Source organism: Trebonia kvetii (assembly GCF_007827045.1).
GTDB lineage: Bacteria > Actinomycetota > Actinomycetes > Streptosporangiales > Streptosporangiaceae > Trebonia > Trebonia kvetii.
In genome coordinates this window covers 1,752,803-1,777,550 of record NZ_RPFW01000001.1, presented here as the reverse complement: position 1 = coordinate 1,777,550, position 24,748 = coordinate 1,752,803, and the positions used below count along the sequence as shown (strand labels likewise).

21 protein-coding genes are annotated in these 24,748 nt (G+C 69.1%); 16 read left to right on the top strand and 5 right to left on the bottom strand.

Annotation, left to right across the window (positions count from 1 at the left end):
• Positions 1–189: 189 nt before the first annotated feature.
• The 4 genes from EAS64_RS08070 (at position 190) to icmB (ending at position 6,894) form a co-directional block, all read left to right on the top strand.
• Complete coding sequence (locus EAS64_RS08070) at positions 190–1,785, top strand: LCP family protein (RefSeq protein WP_145851994.1); 1,596 nt, start codon at positions 190–192, stop codon at positions 1,783–1,785.
• A 60-nt stretch (positions 1,786–1,845) separates the two neighbouring features.
• The gene (locus tag EAS64_RS08065; protein WP_145851992.1) at positions 1,846–3,528 is read left to right on the top strand and encodes an LCP family protein; all 1,683 of its coding nucleotides are present in this window, start codon (positions 1,846–1,848) and stop codon (positions 3,526–3,528) included.
• Positions 3,529–3,675: 147 nt separating this feature from the next.
• A complete protein-coding gene (locus tag EAS64_RS08060) occupies positions 3,676–6,405 on the top strand; it encodes a cation-translocating P-type ATPase (protein WP_222849077.1) in 2,730 nt (909 codons plus the stop codon).
• 72 nt (positions 6,406–6,477) lie between these two features.
• Positions 6,478–6,894 (top strand): coenzyme B12-dependent isobutyryl CoA mutase small subunit, encoded by a 417-nt coding sequence (gene icmB, locus EAS64_RS08055; protein WP_145851991.1) that lies wholly within the window; start codon positions 6,478–6,480, stop codon positions 6,892–6,894.
• A gap of 60 nt (positions 6,895–6,954) precedes the next feature.
• On the opposite strand, the gene sucD is transcribed toward icmB, so the two are convergent.
• Both sucD and sucC read right to left on the bottom strand, forming a co-directional pair.
• Complete coding sequence (gene sucD, locus EAS64_RS08050) at positions 6,955–7,848, bottom strand: succinate--CoA ligase subunit alpha (RefSeq protein ID WP_145851990.1); 894 nt, start codon at positions 7,846–7,848, stop codon at positions 6,955–6,957.
• A 3-nt stretch (positions 7,849–7,851) separates the two neighbouring features.
• Positions 7,852–9,039, bottom strand: coding sequence for an ADP-forming succinate--CoA ligase subunit beta (sucC, locus tag EAS64_RS08045; RefSeq protein WP_145851989.1), 1,188 nt, complete (start codon positions 9,037–9,039; stop codon positions 7,852–7,854).
• Between the two features lie 271 nt (positions 9,040–9,310).
• Here sucC and EAS64_RS08040 point away from each other — a divergent pair, with 271 nt between their 5' ends.
• A complete protein-coding gene (locus EAS64_RS08040) occupies positions 9,311–10,675 on the top strand; it encodes a cell division protein PerM (protein ID WP_145851988.1) in 1,365 nt (454 codons plus the stop codon).
• A 26-nt stretch (positions 10,676–10,701) separates the two neighbouring features.
• On the opposite strand, the gene EAS64_RS08035 is transcribed toward EAS64_RS08040, so the two are convergent.
• Positions 10,702–11,199, bottom strand: coding sequence for a hypothetical protein (locus EAS64_RS08035; RefSeq protein WP_145851987.1), 498 nt, complete (start codon positions 11,197–11,199; stop codon positions 10,702–10,704).
• Between the two features lie 63 nt (positions 11,200–11,262).
• Between EAS64_RS08035 and purN the strand changes: the two genes are divergently transcribed.
• The 7 genes from purN to mnmA all read left to right on the top strand — a co-directional run bounded on the left by purN (position 11,263) and on the right by mnmA (position 18,911).
• Entirely contained in the window at positions 11,263–11,874 is a 612-nt protein-coding gene (gene purN, locus EAS64_RS08030; protein WP_145851986.1) for a phosphoribosylglycinamide formyltransferase, read from the top strand.
• Positions 11,871–13,514: a bifunctional phosphoribosylaminoimidazolecarboxamide formyltransferase/IMP cyclohydrolase gene (gene purH / locus EAS64_RS08025; RefSeq protein WP_145851985.1), complete on the top strand. Its 1,644-nt coding sequence runs from the start codon at positions 11,871–11,873 to the stop codon at positions 13,512–13,514. Before purN ends, purH begins: the two co-directional genes overlap by 4 nt.
• A 94-nt stretch (positions 13,515–13,608) precedes the next feature.
• Positions 13,609–14,463, top strand: coding sequence for a bifunctional methylenetetrahydrofolate dehydrogenase/methenyltetrahydrofolate cyclohydrolase (locus EAS64_RS08020; protein ID WP_145851984.1), 855 nt, complete (start codon positions 13,609–13,611; stop codon positions 14,461–14,463).
• Positions 14,464–14,543: 80 nt separating this feature from the next.
• Positions 14,544–15,320, top strand: coding sequence for an electron transfer flavoprotein subunit beta/FixA family protein (locus EAS64_RS08015; protein WP_145851983.1), 777 nt, complete (start codon positions 14,544–14,546; stop codon positions 15,318–15,320).
• Between the two features lie 17 nt (positions 15,321–15,337).
• Entirely contained in the window at positions 15,338–16,303 is a 966-nt protein-coding gene (locus tag EAS64_RS08010) for an electron transfer flavoprotein subunit alpha/FixB family protein (protein WP_145851982.1), read from the top strand.
• Positions 16,304–16,413: 110 nt separating this feature from the next.
• Positions 16,414–17,598: a cysteine desulfurase family protein gene (locus EAS64_RS08005; RefSeq protein ID WP_145851981.1), complete on the top strand. Its 1,185-nt coding sequence runs from the start codon at positions 16,414–16,416 to the stop codon at positions 17,596–17,598.
• A 233-nt stretch (positions 17,599–17,831) separates the two neighbouring features.
• Positions 17,832–18,911 carry a tRNA 2-thiouridine(34) synthase MnmA gene (gene mnmA, locus EAS64_RS08000; RefSeq protein ID WP_145851980.1) on the top strand — a complete coding sequence of 360 codons (1,080 nt, stop codon included), beginning with the start codon at positions 17,832–17,834 and terminating at the stop codon, positions 18,909–18,911.
• Positions 18,912–18,923: 12 nt separating this feature from the next.
• Here the strand turns inward: mnmA and EAS64_RS07995 are convergent, their stop codons facing one another.
• Positions 18,924–19,571, bottom strand: a complete 648-nt coding sequence (locus EAS64_RS07995; protein WP_145851979.1) for a 2OG-Fe(II) oxygenase — start codon at positions 19,569–19,571, stop codon at positions 18,924–18,926.
• 341 nt (positions 19,572–19,912) lie between these two features.
• A complete protein-coding gene (locus EAS64_RS07990; protein ID WP_145851978.1) occupies positions 19,913–20,719 on the bottom strand; it encodes a GntR family transcriptional regulator in 807 nt (268 codons plus the stop codon).
• A gap of 248 nt (positions 20,720–20,967) precedes the next feature.
• Here EAS64_RS07990 and EAS64_RS07985 point away from each other — a divergent pair, with 248 nt between their 5' ends.
• From EAS64_RS07985 to ligA, 4 genes are all read left to right on the top strand, one after another.
• A complete protein-coding gene (locus tag EAS64_RS07985; protein ID WP_145851977.1) occupies positions 20,968–21,156 on the top strand; it encodes a hypothetical protein in 189 nt (62 codons plus the stop codon).
• Positions 21,157–21,317: 161 nt separating this feature from the next.
• On the top strand, positions 21,318–21,503 hold the full coding sequence (locus tag EAS64_RS07980) for a hypothetical protein (RefSeq protein ID WP_145851976.1): 186 nt from the start codon (positions 21,318–21,320) through the stop codon (positions 21,501–21,503).
• A gap of 62 nt (positions 21,504–21,565) precedes the next feature.
• Positions 21,566–22,633: a uroporphyrinogen decarboxylase/cobalamine-independent methonine synthase family protein gene (locus EAS64_RS07975; protein WP_246115564.1), complete on the top strand. Its 1,068-nt coding sequence runs from the start codon at positions 21,566–21,568 to the stop codon at positions 22,631–22,633.
• Entirely contained in the window at positions 22,634–24,745 is a 2,112-nt protein-coding gene (gene ligA / locus EAS64_RS07970) for an NAD-dependent DNA ligase LigA (RefSeq protein ID WP_145851975.1), read from the top strand.
• The last annotated feature ends 3 nt before the right edge of the window (positions 24,746–24,748 follow it).

Here is a 24,748-nt window from a genome sequence, read left to right as displayed (position 1 = left end):
CGTTGTGGTCAGCGCCCAGACACAAGGCGCCCGGGGCCGGCCGGGGCGGTCACGATGGCAAGCGGCCCCCCGGGAGCGTGGTGACCGTCATAATCCAAACGCGTCATACGCCATTCCCTGCGTGGACTGAGCAGGTAGCCTCGCCACGAGCGGGACAAGATCGGCCGGAGGAGAACAGGATTGCTCGGCATGGGCGGCGGTTCGCTGGTCGCGGGCAAGGTCGGCTACGCGGTGAGCTGCGTGCTCGCCGCGGCGCTGCTCGCGGTGTCCGGTGTGGCGTACCACTTCGTCAACTTGTCGCAGCAGATCGGCGGCGGCATCGACCTCGGCTCCGGCCCCATGATCGGTGCGCAGAATGTCCTCGTCATGGGCCTGGAAAGCCGGACTGACTACCAGGGGCACACGCTGTCTGCCGGCCTGCTCGCCGCGATGCACGCGGGCAGCGTCTACGGCGTCAACAACCTCGGTGTCGGCGGCCAGGCCACCAACACGCTGATCCTCGTCCACATCTTCGACGGCGGGCAGAAGGCAGTCGGCTTCTCCATCCCCCGCGACGACTGGGTCACCTACCCCCAGCCGTACGACGGCCAGTCGGCGGGCAAGATCGACCAGGCGTACGGTCTCGCCTACGCCGAATCGCTCGGCAAGACCGTGAACACCTCGATGAGCAGCGGCCAGCGTTACCTCGAGGCCAACCAGGCAGGCCAGGCGGCCACCGTCGCCACCGTCGAGCAGGTCACCGGGCAGAAGATCAATCACTTCGCCGAGGTGAACCTGGCAGGCTTCTATTACCTGGCCCAGTCGTTCGGCGGCATCACGGTCTGCCTGAAGTCCGTGAACGGCGGCCTGAACCTGCACGACGCCAACTCCGGCTTCAACGCTGTGCTCGACGGCTACAGCATGAAGAAGGGCGGGTCGCAGTACCTGCACCTGAAGGCGCCCCAGGCCCTCGCGTTCGTCAGGGAGCGGGACAACCTGCCCAACGGCGACCTGGACCGGACGCACCGCCAGCAGGCGGTCATCGACTACGTGATCTGGAAGCTGAAGAGCGACGGCATCCTGGGTGACCTGAGGACGGCGAACAACCTGCTTGGCACCGCGAAGCAGTACATCATCACCGACGCGAAGTGGAACCTGCTCGACTTCTCCACCAACATGCGCGCCCTGTCGGGCAAGAACCTGAGCTTCTATACGGCGCCGATCGTGGGTTACGCGACCATCGGCGGCCAGGCGGCCAACCAGATCGATATCCCGACGATCCAGGCGGTCATCAAGGAGAAGTTCACCGCGCCGGCGAAGGCCACGAAGAAGTCCGCCGCCAAGTCGAAGTCCGCCAAGAAGGCCGCGCCAATCCCGCCGGCGTCAAGCGTCACCGTCGACGTCTACAACGGCGCAGGAGTCAGCGGCCTGGCAGGCAACGTCTCGCAGGCGCTGGTCGCGAAGGGCTATAAGGCCGGCCAGGTCACCAACGCCAGCGCGCAGTCCCAGACCGTGACCGCGGGCACCCAGGTGTTCTACGGCAAGGGCGCGTCGGCCAACGCGGAGAAGATCGCGAAGTACTTCGGCGCGACCGCCAAGGCGCTGACCTCGCTGACCGCGGGTCATGTCGATGTGCTCCTTGGCACCGGCTCCACCGTGGTGCCCGGCTCGCTGAGCCAGAGCGCGAGCGCCTCGGCCTCGGCGTCTGCCACGGCCGCCCCGACCACCGCGGGGGACAACGGCGCGGCAGGCAGCGCGGTCTCCGTCGCGGCGAAGGCCAGGTACGGGGTTCCCTGCGTTTACTAAGTACCGGAGCGGGCGGCTCCCCACTGAATAGCAGAGTGCGAAGGGCAGGATGAGGAGTTCGTGTTCAGCTCGCACCTCGCACGGGTGATCGCCGGCAAGGCCGGCTATGCGGCCGCCTGCCTGTGCGCGTCGGTGCTGCTCGTGGTGTCGGGATACGCCTACAAGGAGGTCTCCGCCGTCGTCCAGGTCGGCAAGGGCGTCCAGATCAGCAACAGTCCCTCCGTCGGTGCGATGAACATCCTGGTGATGGGCCTGGAGAGCCGGACGGACTACCAGGGTGACGAACTTGATCACCACCTGCGGGTGGTGCTGCATTCCGGCACGAACGGCGGCGCGCAGGACACCAACACGCTCATCCTGATCCACATCTTCGCTGGCGGTCAGAGGGCGGTGGGCTTCTCCATCCCGCGCGACTCGGTCGTCACCTTCCCGCAGACTTACCTCGGAGAGTCCGGGGGAAAGATCGATGCCGCGTACGACTGGGCCTACATCCAGTACCTGAACGAGCACGCGGCAGAGGGCAAAGTCGACCGGTACTTGCACGCCAACCGGGCGGGCCAGCTAGCGACGGTCAACACCGTCCAGTCCCTCACCGGCGTGCACATCGACCACTTCATCGAGGTGAACCTGGCCGGCTTCTACTACCTGGCCCAGGCGTTCGGCGGCATCGAGGCCTGCGTGAAGCCCGCTCCCGCCGCTCTGGAGCCGGACGGCTTTCCCGCGGGGACGAACCTCACCGACCAGGACCCGCTCACCGGCTCCGACAATTCCAACTTTGACGCCTACAAAGACGGCTACAGCAAGAAGAAGGCCGGCGCGCAGTACCTGCACCTGTCGCCGGCGCAATCGCTCGCGTTCGTCAGGTCACGCGACACCCTGCCGGGCATCGACGTAGGGCGCACCTACCGGCAGCAGGCGGCCATCGACTACGTGGTGTGGAAGCTGAAGCACGACGGCATCCTCAGTGATCTCACGCAGGCCAACAGCCTGCTGGCCACGGCGGGCAAGTACCTCATCATCGACCAGGGCTTCCAACTGCTGGAGTTCGCCACCGAGATGCGCGCGCTCAGCGGTGATCACCTGAGCCTCAGCACACTGCCCGGCACGCCGGAGAACAACGTCACCCTCCCTGGCTATCCGACGGCGCAGGACATCATCCGTGTCGACGTGCCGCAGATCCAGCATCTGGTGCAGAGCGCGTTCGCGGGCAAGCCGGTGAAGAAGGCCAAGGGCAAGAAGGGCGCCAAGGCCACCGCCTCCGTCCCGGCGCCGTCGACGGTCACCGTGGACGTCTATAACGGCAACCCGGGCGCGCAGGGCCTTGCCACGCGGATCTCGCAGGCGCTCGTGGCACTCGGCTACAAGGCGGGCGCGATCGCGAACTCCTCCGCACAGACCAAGGAGGTCCAGCCGGGCACTCAGGTGTTCTACGGGAAGGGCGCCGCCGCCAACGCCGCGAAGATCGCGGCGGAGTTCGGCACAAGCCCGGTCGCGCTGCCGTCCCTGCCGGCCGGGCACGTCGAGGTCCTGATCGGCTCCACCGTGACCACAGTGCCGGTCGGCCTCCAGCCGTCGAGCACGCCGAGCGCGGGCACCCAGGCGATCGCCGCGCGGCTCATCGGCACCGCGGCCAATGCCGGAACGGCGGCCTCGCCGACGCCGACCACCGGCACGAGCGCCCCCGCCGGCGACGGCACGACCGTAGCGCCCAACGCCAAGTACGGCATCCCCTGCGTCTATTAACCGGACTTAAGCCGGACAGCTATACGTCCGCTTCTCGGCCGAATTGGTGGAGATCCAATCCTTTTAGCCGGATGCTTCCGTGCGCACCGGTCGGGGCACTGAATGAAGGAGCGCCTCACGCGCATCACAAGCATCAGGGGGTAGTGCTTGCCGACCAGGCTGACGGACGAGCCAGGACTCGGGCGCCGGGAGCGGGCGAGGGGCACGGAGTGGCACACGCTCAGCGCCGGGCAGGCGCTTCAGGACCAGGTGGTGACCGCCGAGCATGGCCTGAGCTCTGCCGAAGTGGCGTCGCGGTCCGCCCAGTTCGGCCCCAACGCGGTGGGCGCGGGCAAGGCGGAGCCCCGCTGGCGCGCGTTCCTCCGCCAGTACTCCGATCCCATGCAGCTCGTCTTGCTCGCGGCGGGCGTGCTCAGCTTTCCGCTTAAGCAGGCGGGGACCGGGCTGCTGCTGATCCTGCTCACGCTGGCCAACGCGGTTCTCGGGCTGCAACAGGAGGGCCAGGCGGAGACGGCGGTCTCCGCGCTGGAGAAAAAGATGATCATCTTGGCCCGGGTGCGGCGCGACGGGCGGATCGAGGAGATCCCCGCGGAACAGCTGGTGCCCGGTGACATCGTCTCGATCGAGGCGGGCGACATTGTGCCCGCCGACGGCAGGCTGCTGCACGCGGCCATGCTTGAGGTCGCCGAATCCGAGCTGACCGGGGAGAGCACGCCGGTTTCCAAGTGCACCGCTGCCGTCGGGGAACCCTCCGTGCCGCTCGGCGACCGGACCTGCATGGTCTACATGAACACTCCCGTGACCCGCGGCGCCGGCGAGTTCGTGGTGACCGCGACGGGCATGGAGACGGAGATCGGCCATGTCTCGGGAATGCTCCAGGCGCAGCCGGTGGTCAAGACCCCGCTCACCCGTCAGCTTGACCACCTGTCGAAGCAGTTGCTGCTCGTCTCCGGCACCGCGCTTATCGCGTCGATGGCGGTGAACCTGGCTCGCGGCTACACCTTCCACGCGGTGTTCAACGCCGCGGTCGCGTTCGCCATCGCGGCGGTGCCGGTGCAGCTGCCCACGGTGGTGACGACGATCCTCGCCTGGGGCACCCGTGCCCTGGCCAGCGGCGGGGCGATCATGAAGAAGCTCACCTCGACCGAGACCCTGGGCGCGGTCTCCGCGATCAACACGGACAAGACGGGGACGCTCACGCTGAACCAGATGACCGCGGTCCGGATGACCGTCGGCAGGCACCGCTACGCGGTCGAGGGGAGGGGCTACTCGACCGACGGGCGCATCAACCGCGTCGCCGGACAGGCGGAGGTCCCGCTCGATCAGGTCCTGACGCCGATGGTCCTCGCCTCGGACGCCGTGCTCAGCGACGGCGAGCTGATCGGCGACCCGACCGAGGGCGCCCTGGTCGCGCTGGCCGCGAAGGGCGGCATCGACGCCGTCTCGACCAGGCGGGAGTACCCGAGAGTCGCCGAGCTCCCCTTCGACGCCACCTACAAGCTGATGGCCACCTTCCATGAGATGACCGATGAGTCGGGTAGGCAGGTAGTCCGGTGCTTCGTCAAGGGGGCGCCCGACCGTCTGCTCGCTCGGGCCGGGGCGGTGCTCGACCCGGACGCCGGCCCCGTTCGGCTCGACGATGCCCGCCGTGAGCTGTACCAGGCCGACAACCGCCACTTCGCAGAGGAGGGACTGCGGGTGATGGCCGTCGCACGCAGGGACCTCGACCCAGCGGGCTTCGATCCGGGATCGGACCTGCTCGCCCTGGTGACCGAACTGGAACTGCTCGCGCTTGTCGGGATCATGGACCCGCCGCGCCCGGGCGCCGCGGCATCCGTCGCGCAGGCGAAGTCCGCCGGAGTCGAGGTCCGCATGATCACCGGGGACCACGCGGTCACGGCGGCGGCGATCGCCGGTCAGCTCGGCATCGACGGCGCCGTCATCACCGGTGCGGAGCTCGAGGCGATGAGCGACGACGCGGCGATGACGGCGATCGCCGGGGCCGGCGTTGTCGCCCGCGTCACGCCCGAGCACAAGGTCCGCCTGGTTGACATGCTGAAGCGCAGGGGCCAGATCGTCGCCATGACCGGCGACGGCGTGAACGACGCACCCGCGCTGAAGCAGGCCGACATCGGCATCGCGATGGGCACCGGGACCGAGGTGGCGAAGCGGGCGGCCGTGATGGTGCTGACCGACGACAACTTCGCCACCATCATCAAGGCGGTAGAACTCGGCCGGGGACTGTACGACAACCTGGTCAGGTACATCCGGTTCGAGATGGGCTGCATGTTCGGCTTCATCCTGACCTTCCTCGGCGCGAGCATCTTCAACATCGCCCGCGGCGAGCCGCTCCTTCCGCTGCAGGTCTTGTGGGTTGCCTTCACCACCGTGACGATCCAGTCCATCGGGCTCGGGTACAGCAGTCCGGCCGAGGGTCTGATGGAGCGCTCGCCACGCGCTCCCGGGGTACCGATCCTGAGCCGCTGGGTGCTCGGCTGGCTTGTCGTCATCGGGACGGTCATGGCCGTGGGCACGCTTGGCGTGATCCACTGGGCAGAGCACGCGCACGGGCTCCTCGTCGCGCGGACCATGGGCATGGTCGTGTTCTCGCTGTTCAACCTGTTCTTCTCGATCGAGAGCAGAGACTCGAGGGAGTCGGCGTTCTCGCTGCGTACGTTCTCGGACCGGACGTTCATGGCGACGACCGGGCTGTCCTTCCTGCTGATCGTCCTCGCGACGTTCATACAGCCGTGCCAGGCGATCCTGCGGACCAGGGCGCTCGACGAGCGGCAGTGGCTGCTCTGCCTGGTGGTGGCGCTGTCGATCGTCGCCGTCTGCGAGATCAGGAAGGCGCTGCCGTGGCGGAACGCCGACTGACGCCGCCACGCCGCGCGACCGCCCCGGCACCGTCACGGGTAGCGGGCAGGCCCGCGGGTCATACTGGTTGATGTGGCAGAGACACTAGGCAAGATCCGCGTCATCGTCGCCAAGGCCGGCCTCGACGGGCACGACCGGGGCGCGAAGGTGGTGGCGCGGGCACTGCGCGACGCTGGGGTTGAGGTCATCTACACCGGCCTGCACCAGACGCCGGAGCAGATCGTGGCGGCCGCGATCCAGGAGGACGTCGACGCGGTCGGTCTTTCGGTGCTTTCCGGCGCGCACATGACGCTGTTCCCGAGGGTCATCGAGCTGCTGCGGGAGCAGGACGCAGGGGACATCGTGGTGTTCGGCGGCGGGATCATCCCCGACGCGGACATCGCCGAGCTGACCAGTGCGGGCGTCGCGAAGATCTTCACACCGGGCGCGTCCACCACCGACATCGTGACCTGGGTCAACGAGACCCTGGCGCCGCGGCACGCCGCCTGACGAAACGACGGTGGCGGACAATCGCCGTGCGACCGTCCGCCACCGTCGGGAACTGCGGCCTTAGAGGCCCTGAGACTGGATGATCTCGCGGACCAGTGCGGCCGTCTCGCTCGGCGTCTTGCCGACCCGGACGCCCGCCTTCTCCAGGGCTTCCTTCTTCGCCTGGGCGGTGCCTGACGAGCCGGAGATGATTGCGCCTGCGTGGCCCATCGTCTTGCCCTCTGGCGCCATGAAGCCGGCCACGTAGCCGACGACCGGCTTGGTCACGTGCTGCTCGATGAAGGCCGCGGCGCGCTCCTCGGCGTCGCCGCCGATCTCGCCGATCATCACGATCGCCTTGGTCTCCGGGTCGGCCTCGAACGCGGCGAGCGCGTCGATGTGCGTGGTGCCGATGATCGGGTCGCCGCCGATGCCGACGCAGGTGGAGAACCCGATGTCGCGCAGCTCGTACATCATCTGGTAGGTCAGCGTGCCGGACTTCGACACCAGGCCGATCTTGCCCTCCGGCGTGATGTCGGCGGGGATGATGCCGGCGTTGGACTTGCCAGGCGAGGCGACGCCCGGGCAGTTCGGCCCGACGATCCGGGTCTTGTTGCCCTTCTCGATGGCGTAGGCCCAGAACTCCGCGGTGTCGTGCACAGGGACGCCCTCGGTGATGACGATCGCCAGCGGGATCTCCGCGTCGATCGCCTCGATCACCGCCGCCTTCGTCCCGGCCGCGGGTACGAAGATCACCGACACGTCCGCGCCGGTCGCCGCCATGGTCTCCTTGACCCCCGCGTACACGGGGATCTGCTCGCCGTTCAGCTCGACCGTGGTGCCGGCCTTCTTCGGGTTGGTGCCGCCGACGACCTTCGCGCCCGCCGCGAGCATGCGCGCGCCGTGCTTGCGGCCCTCGCCACCGGTGATGCCCTGGATCAGGATCTTGCTGTCAGCCGTGAGGAAGATGGCCATCTGTCATGCTCCCTTCGCGGCGAGCTCGGCGGCGCGCTTCGCGGCGCCGTCCATGGTGTCCGCCTGCTCGACGGCCGGGATGGCGGCGTCGACCAGGATCTGGCGGCCCTCGGCCGCCTTGTTGCCGTCGAGCCGGACGACGATCGGCTTTGCGACCGACTCGCCCCGCTCGCCGAGCAGCTTGACCGCCGACACGATGCCGTTGGCGACCGCGTCGCACGAGGTGATTCCGCCGAAGACGTTTACGAGCACCGACTTGACCGACGGGTCGGACAGCACGATCTCCAGGCTGTCCGCCATCACCGCGGCGGAGGCGCCGCCGCCGATGTCGAGGAAGTTGGCCGCCTTGACGCCGCCGAACGACTCGCCTGCGTAGGCCACCACGTCGAGCGTGGACATCACCAGACCCGCGCCGTTGCCTATGATGCCGACCTCGCCGTCGAGCTTGACGTAGTTGAGGTGCTTCTCCTTGGCCTTCGCCTCGAGCGGGTCGGTGGACTCCACGTCGGCGAAGCGCCCATGTTCCTGACGGAATGAGGCGTTGTCGTCGAGGGTGACCTTGCCGTCGAGCGCGAGCACCCGGCCGTCCGGCGTGAGCACGAGCGGGTTCACCTCGGCCAGGGTCGCGTCCTCGTCGGTGAACATGGCCCACAGCCGCTCGGCCACGAGGGCAGCGCCCTCCTCGGCCTCCGCGGGAATGCGGCCGGCCCGGACGATCTCCAGCGCCGTGGCGTGGTCCACACCGGTCAGCGGGTTGATCGGAACGCGAGCGATTGCGTCGGGATTGGAGTGCGCCAATTCCTCGATTTCCATGCCGCCATCGACCGAGCAGATGGAAAGGAATGTGCGGTTGGCGCGGTCAAGGAGGAACGACAGGTAGTACTCGGACTTGATGTCCGTCGCCTCGGCGATCAGCACCCGGTGCACGGTGTGGCCCTTGATGTCCATACCGATGATGCGCTCGGCCTTCTCATAGGCATCGACCGGCCCGTCGGCGAGCTTGACGCCGCCAGCCTTGCCGCGGCCGCCTGTCTTCACCTGCGCCTTGACGACTACTTGCGGTATGCCTTCCGCCGCGAACGCGGTGGTGATCTCCCGCGCTTCCTCGGCGGTGCTGGCGACCTTGTCTTTCGGCACCGGAACGCCGTACTCGGCGAACAGTTCCTTAGCCTGATACTCGAACAGGTCCACTGGGGGTCCGATCTCGGTCCGTTGGCTTGAGTCTGGTAGCCGCCATGTTGAGGTGCGGCGTTCACAAGCAGCGTAGCCCGTGCCACCATCCGTGCGCCCCCCAGGACGGCCGATGAGACCCCCATCGCGATAGGACTTTCGTCACCCCTGGGCCGCGTTTCCGGCCACCGCGCAGCTCTTGTCCGCGGCAGCGGACATCGGGGGGTACGGGGGGTCGTCCACCCGGCGTGGCGGCGTGCCATTTGCCCGGTTCGTTGCCAGCATGGGCGGTGTGACCGTCCAGGCCCAGCCGTCCGCGAGCCTGCTGCCCAGCCGTCCCATGCTCATGGCGGGCGGCCTGGCCGCCCTGGCGGCGGCCGGCGGCGGCCTCGCGGTGCTGGCCACGCTGACCCTGATCGGCTGGATCACGGCGCCGCACGTCGGGCTTGGCGGCGGACTCGCGGGTGCGCTCCGCTCGGCGGGACTGCTCTGGCTGGTCGCGCACCACGTCGAGGTGACCGTCCGCGGCGTGGGACGGATCGGCCTGCTTCCGCTTGGCCTCGTGCTGCTGCCCGCCGCGCTGATCGAACGGGCCGGCCGGTGGATGACCCACGAGGGCCACGTGACCAGGCTCGCCCAGGTCGGTCCTGTCGCGGTGTCCATCGCGTTCCCCTACGCGCTGTTCACCGGCGCGGTGGCGGTGGCGAGCAGCACCGCGGTGGCGGCACCTTCGCTGTGGCAGGCGGTCACGGTGGGATTCCTCGTCGCGCTGCTCGCCAGCGGTTTCGGCGCGGCGCGCGGGCTCGCGCCGTGGCGCAAGCTCGCGATGCGGGTGCCACCGCGGCCCCGTTCGCTGATCTTGGGCACGCTGGCGGCGCTCGCGCTGCTCACCGTCTCGGGCGCACTGCTCGCCGCCGCGTCGCTCGAGGTCCACCTGAACGCGTACAAGGCTGCCGTCGCCGCGCTCAACCCGGGTTTCGGCGGCTCGGCGCTGCTGCTGCTCGCCAGCCTGTGCTATCTGCCGAACTCAGTCATCTGGGCGATCGCCTACATGCTCGGCCCCGGCTTCTCGTTCGGGATCGGCACCGCGGTATCGCCCTCAGGCTCGGCGCTTGGCGCGGTCCCCGCCTTCCCGATGCTCGCGGCGCTGCCGGTGGGCACGAAGGCCGCGTTCCCCGCCTGGATCGGCTTCTTCATCCTTGTCATGCCCTATCTGGCAGGCGCGCTCGCGGGCCTGATGACCGTGCGTATCGCCCCGACGCCCTCGCTTGAGGCGGCCCCGCTGTGGGGCCTGGTCACCGGGTCGATCGCGGCGGTGGTCATTGGCTTGTGCGCCAAGTTCTCCGGCGGCCCGCTCGGCTCGGGGCGGCTCGCTTCGGTCGGCCCGGCCGGCGGCGAGTCGGGCCTCGTCGCCGTCCTCGAGGTGGGTGTGACGGCCGCCTTGGTCGCGGGCGCCGCCAACTGGCTGATCATCAGGCACCATGTGCGCAAGCTTTCCGCCGCCGCGGCGGCGGCTGACCCGGACGGCGCCCGCCCCGCGGGGGCCGCCCCGCTCGCGCGGGTCAGCGGCCCGGCGCCCGCGGTCATTGTCGACGAGACCGACGACGCGGGCGGGCACCGCATCCACGTCAACCCGTGGGCGGAGGAGTCACAGTAGCCGAGGGCCGCCAGGCCGCTAGCTGCTCACCGGCCGCCGCCGAGCAGGGTGATCTCGGTGCTGACCGAGTTGTCGAACTGCTGCTGGCACGCGTTCTGGGTGGCGACCGTGCTCGCGCCGTTCATGCAGTGCGCGTACTGCATGAGCTGTGACCAGAACATCAGGAACCCGACGAGTGCGAAGGCGCTGAACAGTGCGCCTATCGCGCCGAGCACCACGCCGGCCACCGCGCCGCGCGGGCGTCGTGTCCTGTCCCGCTTCGCCGCGGACAGCGACGAGATCGTGAGGATGAGCGCGACCGCCGCGACCGCGAGGGCGACCCCGACCACGTACACGGCGCGCTCGAGGTTGCCGATCAGCATCATCGTGATCAGGCTGAGCAGGGCGAGGACCAGGCCGGCCCCGGCACGCTGCTGAAGCGCCGGTGCGGCAGGCGGAAGCTGCGGCCGTGGCGCTGGCGGTAGGAACGGTGACCGCGGCGGCGGCGGCGTTCCCTGTTTGGGGCGATCGGTGAGTCTGGCCATCTCGCGACCTATTCTGCCGTACCTGCGGGACTTCGTGGGTGGAGCGCCGGTTAGGGTTCTGCCATGAACGCCAGGCTGGTCGTGCTCGTCTCGGGGGCAGGGACGAACCTGCAGGCCATCATCGACGCGTGCGCGGATCCCCAGTACGGGGCGAGCGTCGTCGCCGTCGGCGCCGACCGGGACGGCATCATCGCGCTCGGCCGCGCCAGGGCCGCGCAGATCCCGACCTTCACCGTCAAGGTCAAGGACTTCGCCACCCGCGGCGCGTGGGACGACGCGCTCGCCGCCGCCTGCGAGCATTACCGTCCGGACCTGATCGTGTCCGCGGGCTTCATGAAGCTGGTCGGCAAGACGTTCCTTGAGCGGTTCGACGGCCGCATCGTGAACACGCACCCCGCCTTGCTGCCGTCCTTCCCCGGCATGCACGGCGTCCGCGACGCCCTTGACTACGGGGTGAAGGTGACCGGCTGCACCGTGTTCCTTGTTGACGAGGGCGTGGACGCCGGCCCGGTCATCGCGCAGCAGGCGATCCAGGTCCTCGATGACGACGACGAGGCGACATTGCACGAGCGAATCAAGGTCGCCGAGCGCGCGCTGCTCGTCGACACAGTCGGACGCATGGCCCGCGAGGGCTGGTCCGTCAATGACGACAGAAAGGTGAGGATCGGCAAATGACCAGGACCCCGATCAGGCGCGCCCTGCTCAGCGTCTGGGACAAGACGGGCCTGCCCGAGCTCGCGAGGGCGCTGCACGAGGCCGGCGCGGAGCTGGTCTCCACCGGCAACACCGCCACCGCGATCGAAGCGGCGGGGCTTCCCGTCACGCGGGTCGAGGACCTCACCGGCTTCCCCGAGTGCCTCGACGGCCGGGTCAAAACCCTGCACCCGCGCGTCCACGCGGGCCTGCTCGCGGACACGCTGAACTCGGACCACAACAGGCAGCTCACCGAGCTGGGCATCGAGCCGTTCCAGCTCCTGGTGTCTACGCTGTACCCGTTCGAGCAGACGGTGGCTTCCGGCGCCGACCACGACGCGATCATCGAGAAGATCGACATCGGCGGCCCCGCGATGGTCCGCGCCGCCGCCAAGAACCACGGCAGCATCGCGGTCATCACCGACATCGCCCAGTACGTCCAGGTGCTGAGGGCCATCGTCGACGGTGGCTTCACGGTGGAGCAGCGCCGCCGCCTCGCCGCCCAGGCCTACGCCCACACGGCCGCGTACGACGCGGCGGTGTCCTCCTGGTTCGCCGCCAGCTACGCACCTGACGAGGTCGCGAAGGAGACCGGCTGGCCGGACCTGATCGCCCAGGTATGGGAGCGGTCCGACGCGCTCCGCTACGGCGAGAACCCGCACCAGCAGGCGGCGCTGTACGTATCGAAGTCAACAGCAGGACAAGCGTCATCCGGAACGGGTTCGGGTGACCCTGGCATCGCCCGCGCCGAGGTCCTGCATGGCAAGGCCATGTCCTATAACAACTACGTGGACGCGGACTCGGCCCGCCGGGCTGCCTTCGACTTCGCCGAGCCGTGCGTCGCGATCATCAAGCACTCCAACCCGTGCGGCATCGCGATCGGGACCAACATCGCCGCCGCCTACGCCAAGGCCCTTGAGTGCGACCCGCTGTCCGCCTACGGCGGCGTTATCGCGGCCAACAGCGCGGTGACCGACGCCATGGCCGAGCACATCCTCACCAGCTTCGCCGAGGTGGTGATCGCGCCCGACTTCGACCCGGCGGCGATCGAGATCCTCACCGGGAAGTGGAAAAACATCCGGCTCCTGCGCTGCTCGCCACCCGCGTGGGCAGCGGGTCGGCAAAGTGGCGAAGCATCGAACCGTTCGGGATCGGCTGACTTTGAATTCCGGCCCATCTCCGGGGGGATGCTCGCGCAGACCTGGGACCGGATCGACGCGCTGGGGGACGACCCGGCGAACTGGGAACTGAAGACGGGGGAGGCGGCGGACGCCGCGACCCGTGCCGACCTGGTGTTCGCGTGGCGGGCCTGCCGAGCGGTGAAGTCGAACGCGATCCTGCTGGCGAAGGACGGCGCGTCGGTCGGCGTGGGCATGGGGCAGGTGAACCGGGTCGACTCTTCCCGGCTGGCTGTGGCCAGAGCCGGAAATCGGGCCGCCGGATCTGTGGCCGCGTCAGACGCGTATTTCCCGTTCCCCGACGGCTTCGAGATACTGGCCGAGGCAGGGGTCCGCGCGGTCGCCGAACCGGGCGGCTCCATCCGGGACGAACTCGTGATCGAGGCCGCACGCGCGGCCGGCGTCACGCTGTACTTCACGGGCGTCAGGCACTTCTACCACTGAGGGGTTCTCGGACTGAGCGAGCCCGGCGAGCGAGCCTTGGTCTTTGGGCGAGCGGGCTGGCACAGGTCCTTTAGGCGAGCGGGAGAGCACAGGTATGGTTGCGCAGATTCTGGATGGCAAGGCGACCGCCGCGGCGGTCAAGGCAGACCTGAAGAAGCGGGTGGCCGCGCTCGCCGCGCGGGGCATCGTCCCCGGACTCGGCACCGTGCTGGTCGGCGACGACCCGGGATCGCGCTCCTACGTCGCGGGCAAGCACCGCGACTGCGCGCAGGTGGGCATCGCGTCGATCCGCCGCGACCTGCCGGCCTCGGCGTCGCAGGCGCAGGTGGAGGAGGCGGTCGCGGAGTTGAACGAGGACCCGGCCTGCACCGGGTACATCGTGCAGCTTCCGCTGCCGCGCGGGCTCGACGAGCTGCGCGTGCTGAACATGATCGACCCGGCGAAGGACGCGGACGGGCTGCACCCGGTGAACCTGGGCAAGCTGGTGCTGAACGAGCAGGCGCCGCTTCCGTGCACGCCGCACGGCATCGTGGTGCTGCTGCGCCGCTTCGGCGTGCAGATCGCCGGGGCGGAGGTGACCGTGATCGGGCGTGGCATCACGGTGGGGCGCGCGCTCGGGCTGCTGCTGACAAGGAAGTCGGAGAACGCGACGGTGACCTCGTGCCACACAGGAACGAAAGACATCGCGTTGCATACGCGCTCGGCGGACATCGTCGTGGTGGCGGCGGGCCGGGCCGGGCTGCTGACGGCGGACATGGTCAAGCCGGGCGCGGCGGTGCTCGATGTGGGCATCACCAGGACTGACGCGGGCCTGGTCGGCGACGTGGCGCCGGATGTTGCCACGGTGGCCGGCTGGGTAGCGCCCAACCCGGGCGGGGTGGGGCCCATGACGCGGGCGATGCTGCTCGCTAATGTGGTGGAGACAGCCGAGCGCGCTGTAACCGGGTAGCCGCGTGTAGACGTTGCTACTCGCGAGTAACATAGACTCCTGACTAGGAGCCGAACACTCTAGAAGGGCAGCGTCGTCCTATGAATATCGTCGTCTGCGTGAAGCAGGTGCCTGACACGGCGGTTGAGCGCAGGCTCACGCCGGAGGGCACGCTGGACCGTGCCTCGCTGGACGGGCTGATCAATGAGCTTGACGAGTACGCGATCGAGGAGGGGCTGAAGATCGCGGAGGCGCACGGCGGTGAGGTGACGATCTTGTCGATGGGGCCGGACAAGGCGGCGGAGTCGGTCCGGAAGGCTTTGTCGATGGGCGCGGACAAGGCCGTCCACGTGCTGGACGCCGGCCTGGCCGGGTCGGATGCGCTCGCGACGTCGCTTGCGCTCGCCGCGGCGCTCAAGGCGACCGGGTTCGACCTGGTGATCTTCGGGTCGGAGTCGACGGACGCGCGGACCGGGATGGTGCCCGCGATGGTGGCCGAGCGGCTGGGGGTGCCGCAGCTGACGCTGGCGTCGAAGGTGGACGTTGACGGGACCTCGGTGTCCATTCGCAGGGTGAGCGATGACGGGTACGCGGTGGTGAGCGGGCAGCTGCCGGCCGTCGTCTCGGTGGTGGAGAAGATCAACGAGCCCCGGTACCCGACGTTCAAGGGGATCATGGCGGCGAAGAAGAAGCCGGTGCAGGTCCTGTCCCTGGCCGAGCTGTCCGTCGACGCCGGTTCGGTGGGGCTGGCGGGTGCGGCGACGTGGGTGGATGATTTCGCCGCCCGCCCGCCGCGCACTGCAGGCGTGATCGTGAAGGACGAGGGTGACGGCGGCAGCAAGGCGGCCGGGTTCCTCGCCGGGCGGAAGTTCATCTGAGAAGGGGACTGGAGCAAATGGCTGAGGTACTGGTCCTCGCGGAGCACTCCGCGGACGGCGAGGTCAAGAAGGTCACCCTGGAACTGCTGACCGCCGCCAGGCGGCTCGGCACCCCGGCGGTGGTGTGGACGGGCCCCGGCGCGCAGGCCGCCGCGGCCCGGCTCGGGGAGTACGGCGCGGAGAAGGTCTACGCCGCCGACTCGGCCGACTTCACGTCGTACGTGGTAGCGCCGGCGGCGGAGCTGCTGGCGCAGCTGGTCGCTTCGGTGTCGCCGGCGGCGGTGCTGGTCGCCGGGACGACCGAGGGCAAGGAGATCGCCGGGCGGCTGGCGGTCAAGACAGGCTCGGGGGTGCTCAGCGACGCGGTCAACGTCACCGCCGGCGACGGCGGGCCGGTGGCGGAGCAGCCGAACTTCGGCGGGTCGATCACCGTGCACTCCACCGTGAAGGCGGGCACCCCGATCATCGCGGTCCGCCCGAACGCGATCAGCCCCGAGGCATCGGCCGGCGCGGCCGCGGTGGAGGCGGTCTCCTTCGCGGCCTCGGACGCGGCCAAGACCGCGGTCATCAGCGAGCGGGTCGTGGCGGAGAAGGGCGAGCGGCCGGAACTGACCGAGGCGCAGGTCGTGGTCTCCGGCGGGCGCGGCACCGGGTCGGCCGACGGGTTCGCCATCATCGAGAAGCTCGCCGACAGCCTCGGCGCCGCCGTGGGTGCCTCTCGCGCGGTGACCGACGCGGGCTGGTACCCGCACCAGTTCCAGGTCGGGCAGACCGGCAAGACCGTCTCCCCGCAGCTGTACGTCGCGGTCGGCATCTCCGGCGCGATCCAGCACCGGGCCGGCATGCAGACGTCCAAGACGATCATGGCGATCAACAAGGACCCCGAAGCGCCGATCTTCGAGATCGCCGACTACGGCATCGTCGGCGACCTGTTCACCGTCGTCCCCCAGCTCATCGACGAAATCCAAAAGCACAAGGGCTAGGCGGCCAGTCACTGCGACGCGGCGGTCCGGGTCTCCGGGCCGCCGCGTCGCCGTTCGCCGCGGCACTTCTTAAATGACTGGTTAAATGCTCGGTTAGGCTTAGCAGCGCGATGACTACACGCCCGGTTGTTTATCTCGACCATGCCGCCACCACGCCCATGCTTCCCGAGGCCATCACCGCGATGACCGAGGAGCTGGCGCAGTTCGGCAACCCTTCGTCGCTGCACAACGCGGGGAGGCGGGCCCGCCGTGTCGTCGAGGAATCCCGGGAGCAGCTCGCCGAGGTCTTCGGTGCCCGGCCGAGCGAAGTGGTCTTCACGAGCGGCGGCACCGAGGCCGACAACCTCGCGGTCAAGGGCCTGTACTGGGCTCGGCGGTCAGCAGACGACCGGCGTCGCCGGATGCTGACGACGGCGGTCGAACATCACGCCATCCTCGACTCGGTGCACTGGCTTACCGAGGCCGACGGCGCGCGCGCCGACTGGCTCGCGGTCGATACGCAGGGCATGGTCTCCGCAGATGTGCTGCGTGCCGCTCTGGCGCAGGACCCGGACACAGCCGCGGCCGTCAGCGTGATGTGGGCCAACAACGAGGTCGGCGCGGTGCAGCCGATCGCGGCCCTGGCCGCCGTGGCGCACGAGTTCGGCGTGCCGTTCCACAGCGACGCGGTGCAGGCGGCGGCTCAGCTCCCGGTGGACTTCGCCGCCTCGGGCGCCGACGCGATCACCGTCACCGCGCACAAGCTCGGCGGCCCCGTCGGGGTCGGCGCACTGATCCTCGGCAAGGGCCTCGCCCCGGTTCCGGTACTGCACGGCGGCGGCCAGGAGCGCGACATCAGGTCGGGCACCCTCGACGCGCCCGCGATCAGGGCATTCGCGGTGGCGGCGGTCGCCTGCGCCGAGCGGCGCGCCCTCGAGGCCAAGCGGATCGCGGCGCTGCGCGACGACCTGATCCGCCAGGTGCTGCAATCGGTGCCCGACGCGATACTCAACGGCCCGCCGCCCGGCCCCGACCGGCTGCCGGGCAACGCGCACTTCTCCTTCCCCGGCTGTGAGGGCGACGCGCTGCTGCTGCTCCTCGACGCCAGGAACATCGCCTGCTCCACCGGCTCCGCCTGCACCGCGGGCGTGGCCGAGCCCAGCCACGTGCTGCTCGCCATGGGCGCGGACGAGGACCGGGCCAGGGGATCGCTGCGCTTCTCCCTCGGCCACACAAGCACCCAGGCCGAGGTGGACGCGCTCGGCGCCGCCATCGGCGAGTCGGTCACCCGCGCCCGCCGCGCCGCCGGCCACTAACTTCAGCTCACCCCGCACACCCGGCGACCCCTGTTTGCATAGCCCACGCCCACAATTCCGGCTTTGCTTAACCGGCGACCATGATCACGCCCGATTTGTGATAAATGTCGCACGCCCGGTTAAGCAAACACGCTCGGTTAAGCAAAGACGTCCCCAGTGGTCACGGCTATGCAAAGGCGCGGTCTGCCTGACCGCAACCAGCGCTCATCCGCGGCGGATACCCTGAAAGGGTTATGGGGCTCCGGGTTCTTGCCGCCATGTCCGGCGGTGTCGACTCCGCGACCGCGGCGGCACGCGCGGTCGACGCCGGTCACGAGGTGACCGGCGTCCATCTCGCGCTGTCGTCAAACCCGCAGTCCTACCGGACCGGGGCTCGCGGCTGCTGCACGATCGAGGACGCCCGCGACGCCCGCCGGGCCGCCGACGTGATCGGCATCCCGTTCTACGTCTGGGACATGGCGGAGCGCTTCGCCCGCGACGTGGTGGATGACTTCGTCACGGAGTACGCGGCGGGCCGGACGCCCAACCCGTGCCTGCGCTGCAACGAGAAGATCAAGTTCGAGGCGGTGCTCGACCGGGCACTCGCACTCGGCTTCGACGCGGTCTGCACCGGCCATTACGCGCGCATCGCTGACGACGGTGCCCTGCGGCGTGCCGTCGATCCAGGCAAGGACCAGTCCTACGTGCTCGCGGTGCTGAACAAGGACCAGATCGCGCACGCGATGTTCCCCCTGGGTGACACGCCCAAGACGCTAGTCCGCGAGGAGGCGCACTCCCGCGGCCTGCTCGTCGCCGACAAGCCGGACAGTCACGACGTGTGCTTCATCGCCGACGGCGACACCCGCGGCTTCCTCGCCCGCAAGCTCGGCAGCGAGCCCGGCGCGATCGTCGACGCCGACGGCACCGTGCTCGGCAGCCACGAGGGCGCCTACGGCTACACCATCGGCCAGCGCAAGGGTCTGCACCTGGACCGCCCGGCACCGGACGGCAGGCCGCGCTACGTGCTGTCCATCGAGCCGGTGTCCAACACCGTAACTGTCGGCCCCGCCGACGCCCTCGGCGTCCGCGAGATCACCGCGATCCGCTCGGTCTGGACCGGCTGCGAGCCACCGACGGCACCGATCGAGTGCGCCGTGCAGCTGCGCGCGCACGGCGAGGTCCACGACTGCGTGGCCGCCATGGAAGGCGACAGCCTCCGCATCGACCTGCGCTCACCGGCGCGCGGCGTGGCCCCCGGCCAGGCTGCCGTCCTCTACGCCGGGGACACGGTCCTGGGCAGCGCCACCATCTCCGCCGCCCGCGCAGCCGTCTAGTCGCTTGACGGCCTAGGCGTCATCCCCGTACAGGTGCCGGTTCAGTTCCCTCGGCCGGCTCGTCTCCGGACATGACTCGGTATAGAAGTTCATCACGGCGACGATCCGCATCTCCGATTCCGCGGTGAGAATTCGGGCGTAGTGCGGGTGCTGCTGTGCGCTGAAGAAGATCAGCTGACCAGCGTGGGGCGGGATGACCGAGCAGTCGCTGTCGATCTCCGCAATGCCTCGTGCCGCCGTGTCATTAGCGACGACGAGTTCGCCGCCTGAGGCGTGGTCGGTGAAGAAGAGCAGTCCGGTCAGCGGGTTGGAGTCGACGTGGCACTCGAACCGCATGCTTGTTCCCCGCTGGACGTTGAGCACGATGCCGTATCGGTCGTCTTGAGCGGCGCTGACATGCTCTGCGGAGATCTCGTTGGCGAGCTCGAGCATCTCGTTCCTGTAGGCCTTGTAGAGCCAGGGAACGTGGTTCCGCACCTGGTCGGCGTGGACGCGCCCGCGGGCGATCCGCTGAACGTCTGAGCTCTCCCGCGAGATGACCGGGGTGCGCGGGAACTCGCGAATCTCGGCGGCCGCCGCCGCAGCGGCGACGTCTTCCCGCCAGCCCGACGGGAGCCAGTCGTTCAGGTCAAAGGTCGTCCAGCGAAATCTCGGTGCCATCGAACTCTCGTTAGGAGCAATCAGTTTTCGTTATGTCTGTACCGCCAAGGTCTTGACCGGCAACCAGCGAGCGCGTGCCGTCGACGTCGCGGGAACGACGCCGACGGCACCCGGTGCTACCCCGCGAGGGGGTCGTAGTGCTCGTATCGATACTGCAGGGAAGGACGTGCGTGGAATTTCGCCATGGCCACTCCTCCTGTTCCGATTACCAATGAGTAACCCTATACTCAGGTATCCCCATAACCTCTCAAGTCACAACGCCTGCCAGCCTTGTGACCCGCGCCCGCTCGTGGCAAGCGGGAGCTCTCTTGTCCTGCTACTTCTTGTGCCCTAGGGCCGGTTCACGCTGGATGGAATCCGTCGTCGCCATACTGCGGAGCGGGAAGCTCGTCACCCACGTTCACGATGAACTGGTTCCGGTCAGTGGGGAAGACGGTCACGGTTACCCGCATCGGCGTCTTGTGCTGGTCGAAGGCTGTACGGAAGATCTCGAAGACCGTCGCGTCGTGGGAGATCCTGAAGAATTGCTGCTCGTTCTCGTCCGGGCTGCGTACCGTGACCCAGTCGCGGTACCCGACCTGCACGAGCCCGATGGTTTCAGCCAGGTACTTGACGGTCCCCCCCGCGATGTCCTCCGGCATCAGCAGTCGGGTTGCCCCCCTGGTGATGAAGTCGAAGGGGTAGAACGAGGTCTGCAGCGACCACGGCACGCTGTCGATGAATCGCTCCTGGTGCCTGCTGACGACCTGCATGTCTGGTGGCACGCGAAGTCGCCTGGTGATCCCCTCATGAGAGGTCTGCACCGTGACCCTCGGCAGGGTTTCAAAGGGCGTGCGGTGCTCCGCGCTCACCTGTGACAGATAGGAAGCGCCCTCGTCGCCGCCGTCACCGCTCCTGGGGTCACCGGTTAGCACCGTCACGAAGGGCTCGACCTGGAGAGTCACGAATGTGCCCTGCCCGGGGCGCGTTTCAATGAGGCCAAGGCCGGTGAGCCGCTTGATGGCGTCGCGGACGGTGTTCCGCGACGCTCCGTACTCTCCCCTGAGGTCGAGTTCGGTAGGCAGCTGGCTGCCCTGCGCGTACTGCCCGGTGTCGATTTTCTTCCGCAGATCCTCGGCGATCTGCTGGTACATCGGCTGCTTGGGCATGCCCTCCTCCTCTCCTCGGCAGCACCTTATACCAGAGGTTGGGACTGCTGGTATGAGCTGGTGTGTTGGTCCTAGCCTGGCGGGCCGTATGGACCGGTATTTTCCGGTTTATCGAGTGGTTTGTACCCGGCCGTCTGTGGTAGAACCAGATTATCCCAAAGGTTGGGATGACTAGAACAAGCTGGATGGGTTGGAAGGTCGGTTTAGTTCCTGACAATCCGACCAGCTAGAGCCGCATGGAGGCCACAGTGGCCGCTCTCATCACCATCGCGATCGTCATGTCCATGGCCGGCGTCCTGCTCGGTGCCTACATCAAGATCTGCTGCGCGATCCGCCGCGAGGACCGGATGAAGGGATCGCTCCGGTTTGACGCCCCAAGCCAGTCCGCGCGCAGTGCGCGCAACCTGGTCGGCATCAGCAACTCCAAGTGGGATTAAGCCGGAGCCGAGCGGGGACCGCCTGACGCCGCCGGGGGCCGTCAGGCGGTCCTCCGGGCCCTAGCCGCGGACGGGGCGGCTAGGGCCCGGAGGAGACCAGCGAGTCGACGGGGGACGGGGACTTAGATGGCATTCGGCACACAAGGACGGGAACCGGAGCGGTGAGCGGGATCGGGCTGGCGGCAGGCGTCATCGGCATGTTCTTCGCCGCGGGGATCGTGGCAGGCGTGCTGATCGTCGCGCTGCCGCGAATGCGGCGGCGGCGCCGCGACATGCACCAAGATGACGGCTGGCGGGCGCCGTCAGGCCTTGGCGGCGATGAGCCGCCACGCTGGCCAGGTGCGTGACACGACGACGCGGACGAGCGGGGCTTGGGCCGCCGTCGGAGTCGGCGGCTAAGCTCGACAGCGTGGCCGAAAAGCAAGCGTTTCCGTGGGCGCCTGGCGTCGCGACCGGGATCGGGTCGATGCCAGGAGACAACCCGATGGAGGCGGCGCGGACCATCGCGGGTGAGCTGCCCGACCTGCCGCACCTGGCGGAACTGCCAGGGCGCGGGCCAGGTGCCGACATCACCGGCCGTGCCGCCGCCCTGCTCGTCGACATCCCTGTCGAGCTCGCCGGGCCGCGCGGCTGGCGGATCGCGGAGCGGCCGGGACGCGACCTGCGCCGTGCCAGTTCGATGCTGTCCGCTGACCTGGACGCGATGGAGGAGACGCTCGACGGGTACGCGGGGCCGCTCAAGATCCAGCTGGCCGGACCGTGGACGCTCGCGACGACGCTGGAACAGCCGCACTCGCTGAACCCGGCACTCGCCGATCCAGGCCTGGTCGCCGATCTCGCCTCTTCGCTCGCAGAAGGCGTCGCCGCCCATGTCGCCGAGGTTGCCAAGCGAATCCCCAGGGCGAAGCTGCTTGTGCAGTTCGACGAGCCCGCCCTGCCTGCCGTGCTGCACGGCGCGGTGCCGACGCCGAGCGGCCTGTCGCGGGTCCGCGTCGTCGAAGACGAGGTGGCCAGGGAGAGGCTGCGCACGGTGCTCGCCGCCACGCACAGCTATACGGCGGTGCACTGCTGCGGTCACGACATCCCGTTCGGGATAATCATGAGCGCCGGCGCGGACGGAATCTCTTTCGACCCGGGTCAGCTGCGCAAACAAGACCTTGACGGATTCGCCGAGGCGGCGGAGGCCGGCCTCGGCATGCTGATCGGCGCGCTGCCGACGACGGGGCCGCGGGATAGCGCGCAGACGGGACGGTCCGGCCGCGACGAACGGGAGCGGCCGGTGCCGGCGGACACCGCCAGGATCGTCAGGGACCTGTGGCGGAAGATGGACCTGCCGTCGGCACAGTGCGCGCCGCAGGTGGTGATCACCCCTGCCTGCGGTCTTGCCGTGGCGTCGCCGAAGCAGGCGCGTGACGCGCTTCGCTGGTGCCGGGAGGCGGCTCAGGTGCTGCCGGAAATGATGGGAGAGCTCGGGTAAATGGAGCTGACGGAGGCCAGGCAGCGGCACGCGGAGCTCAGCGAGCATCTGCTCGACGCCCAGTACCGCTATCACGTGCTTGACTCGCCCACGATCTCCGACGCGGAGTATGACCAGGGCATCATGACGCTGAACGAGATCGAGGACAAGTACCCGGAACTGCGGACGCCGGACTCGGCGACGCAGAAGGTCGGCGGCATGATCTCGACGCTGTTCACGCCGGTGACCCACCTGGAGCGGCTGCTCAGCCTGGACAACGTGTTCTCCGCCGAGGAGTTCGGCAACTGGGCGGACCGGGCGGCCAAGCTCGGCGGGACCGGGCCTTACCTGTGCGAGCTGAAGATCGACGGCCTCGCGATCGACCTGGTCTACGAGCGCGGCCGCCTCGTCAGCGCCGCCACCAGAGGCGACGGGCGGACCGGTGAGGATGTCACGCTTAACGTCAAGACGATCAAGGCCGTCCCCGCCCGCCTCACCGGGGATGACGTGCCCGAGGTGCTCGAGGTGCGGGGCGAGGTGTTCCTGTCCGGGCAGGCGTTCGAGCGGCTGAACTCCTCGCTCCAGGAGGCGGGCAAGCCCGCCTTCGCCAACCCGCGCAACGCCGCCGCGGGCTCGCTGCGGCAAAAGGACCCGCGGATCACGGCCTCGCGCGCGCTTGGCGCGATCGTGCACGGCATCGGGCGGATCCAGGGTTCAGGTGAGATCGCGGGCGCGACGGCAGGACCGGACGCGGAGGGCCATCTCGAAGGCGCCCCCGACACGCAGTCCGGCTGGTACGAGCGGCTGCGCGCGTGGGGCCTGCCGGTCAGCGACCGCTACAAGGTGGTCGATGACCTCGCCGACGTCCAAGCCTACATCGAATACTACGCCGACCCCGGGCACCGGCACGAGACGCCCTACGAGATCGACGGCGTGGTGGTGAAGATCGACCCGACCGAGGTCCAGCGGACGATGGGCGCGACTAGCCGGGCGCCGCGCTGGGCGATCGCGTACAAGTACCCGCCGGAGGAGGTCAACACCAAGCTGCTCGACATCCGCGTCGGCGTCGGCAGGACCGGGCGGGTCACCCCGTTCGCCGTGATGACCCCGGTCAAGGTCAGCGGCTCGACCGTGGACCGCGCGACACTGCACAACGAGGACGAGGTCAAGCGCAAGGGCGTGCTTATCGGGGACACGGTGATCCTGCGCAAGGCGGGCGAGGTCATCCCCGAGGTGGTCGGCCCGGTCACCGAGCTGCGCACCGGGGACGAGCGCGAGTTCCTGTTCCCCCGCGAGTGCCCGGAATGCGGGACTCCGCTGCGCCGGGACGAGGGCGAGGTCGACTGGCGCTGCCCGAACAACGTGGCGTGCCCGGCGCAGCTGCGCGAGCGGCTGTTCTACCTCGCCTCGCGCAGCGCGCTCGACATCGAGGCGCTCGGCTACGAGGCGGTCGTCGCGCTGCTCAACGACGGGCTGGTGACGAACGAGGGCGACCTCTTCGGCCTGACCGACGAGAAGCTGGCGGCGAGCCCGTTCTTCGTGAACAAGGCAGGCGGGCTCAAGCTCGTCGCGCACGCGCTGCTCGCCAACCTCGATGAGGCCAAGACCCGGCCGCTGTGGCGGATCCTGGTCGCGCTGTCCATCAGGCACGTCGGGCCGACCGCGGCCCGGGCGCTCGCCGACGCGTTCGGCTCGCTCGACGCGATCGCGTCCGCCTCACCGGACGCGCTCGCAATCGCCGAGGGCGTGGGCCCGACGATCGCCGCCTCGGTGGTGGAGTGGTTCACCGTCGACTGGCACCGGTCCATCGTGGACAAGTGGCGGGCGGCGGGCGTCCAGCTCGAGACGCCAGGCTTCGACCCGTCGGCGGCATCGGCGCGGCTGCTCGCCGGGGTGACCGTGGTCATCACGGGCACGCTGCCCAACTTCAGCCGCGATGAGGCCGCGGAGGCGGTCCGCGCCGCCGGGGGCAAGGTGTCGTCCTCGGTGTCGAAGAAGACCAGCTTCGTGGTGGCGGGCGAGAATGCGGGCTCCAAGCACGACAAGGCCGTCGAGCTCGGCGTCCGGATACTCGACGAGCCCGCCTTCAAGCTGCTGCTCGAAGGCGGGCCAGACGCGATCCCCGAGGCTTAGGCC

Coding starts and splice junctions, on each gene's coding strand:
- EAS64_RS08020 (WP_145851984.1), top strand. CDS start 13,609: ATGGTTGCGCAGATTCTGGATGGCAAGGCGACCGCCGCGGCGGTCAAG.
- ligA (WP_145851975.1), top strand. CDS start 22,634: ATGGAGCTGACGGAGGCCAGGCAGCGGCACGCGGAGCTCAGCGAGCAT.
- EAS64_RS07995 (WP_145851979.1), bottom strand. CDS start 19,571: ATGGCACCGAGATTTCGCTGGACGACCTTTGACCTGAACGACTGGCTC.
- sucD (WP_145851990.1), bottom strand. CDS start 7,848: ATGGCCATCTTCCTCACGGCTGACAGCAAGATCCTGATCCAGGGCATC.
- EAS64_RS08015 (WP_145851983.1), top strand. CDS start 14,544: ATGAATATCGTCGTCTGCGTGAAGCAGGTGCCTGACACGGCGGTTGAG.
- mnmA (WP_145851980.1), top strand. CDS start 17,832: ATGGGGCTCCGGGTTCTTGCCGCCATGTCCGGCGGTGTCGACTCCGCG.
- EAS64_RS07990 (WP_145851978.1), bottom strand. CDS start 20,719: ATGCCCAAGCAGCCGATGTACCAGCAGATCGCCGAGGATCTGCGGAAG.
- purN (WP_145851986.1), top strand. CDS start 11,263: ATGAACGCCAGGCTGGTCGTGCTCGTCTCGGGGGCAGGGACGAACCTG.
- purH (WP_145851985.1), top strand. CDS start 11,871: ATGACCAGGACCCCGATCAGGCGCGCCCTGCTCAGCGTCTGGGACAAG.
- EAS64_RS08070 (WP_145851994.1), top strand. CDS start 190: ATGGGCGGCGGTTCGCTGGTCGCGGGCAAGGTCGGCTACGCGGTGAGC.
- EAS64_RS08035 (WP_145851987.1), bottom strand. CDS start 11,199: ATGGCCAGACTCACCGATCGCCCCAAACAGGGAACGCCGCCGCCGCCG.
- EAS64_RS08010 (WP_145851982.1), top strand. CDS start 15,338: ATGGCTGAGGTACTGGTCCTCGCGGAGCACTCCGCGGACGGCGAGGTC.
- EAS64_RS08005 (WP_145851981.1), top strand. CDS start 16,414: ATGACTACACGCCCGGTTGTTTATCTCGACCATGCCGCCACCACGCCC.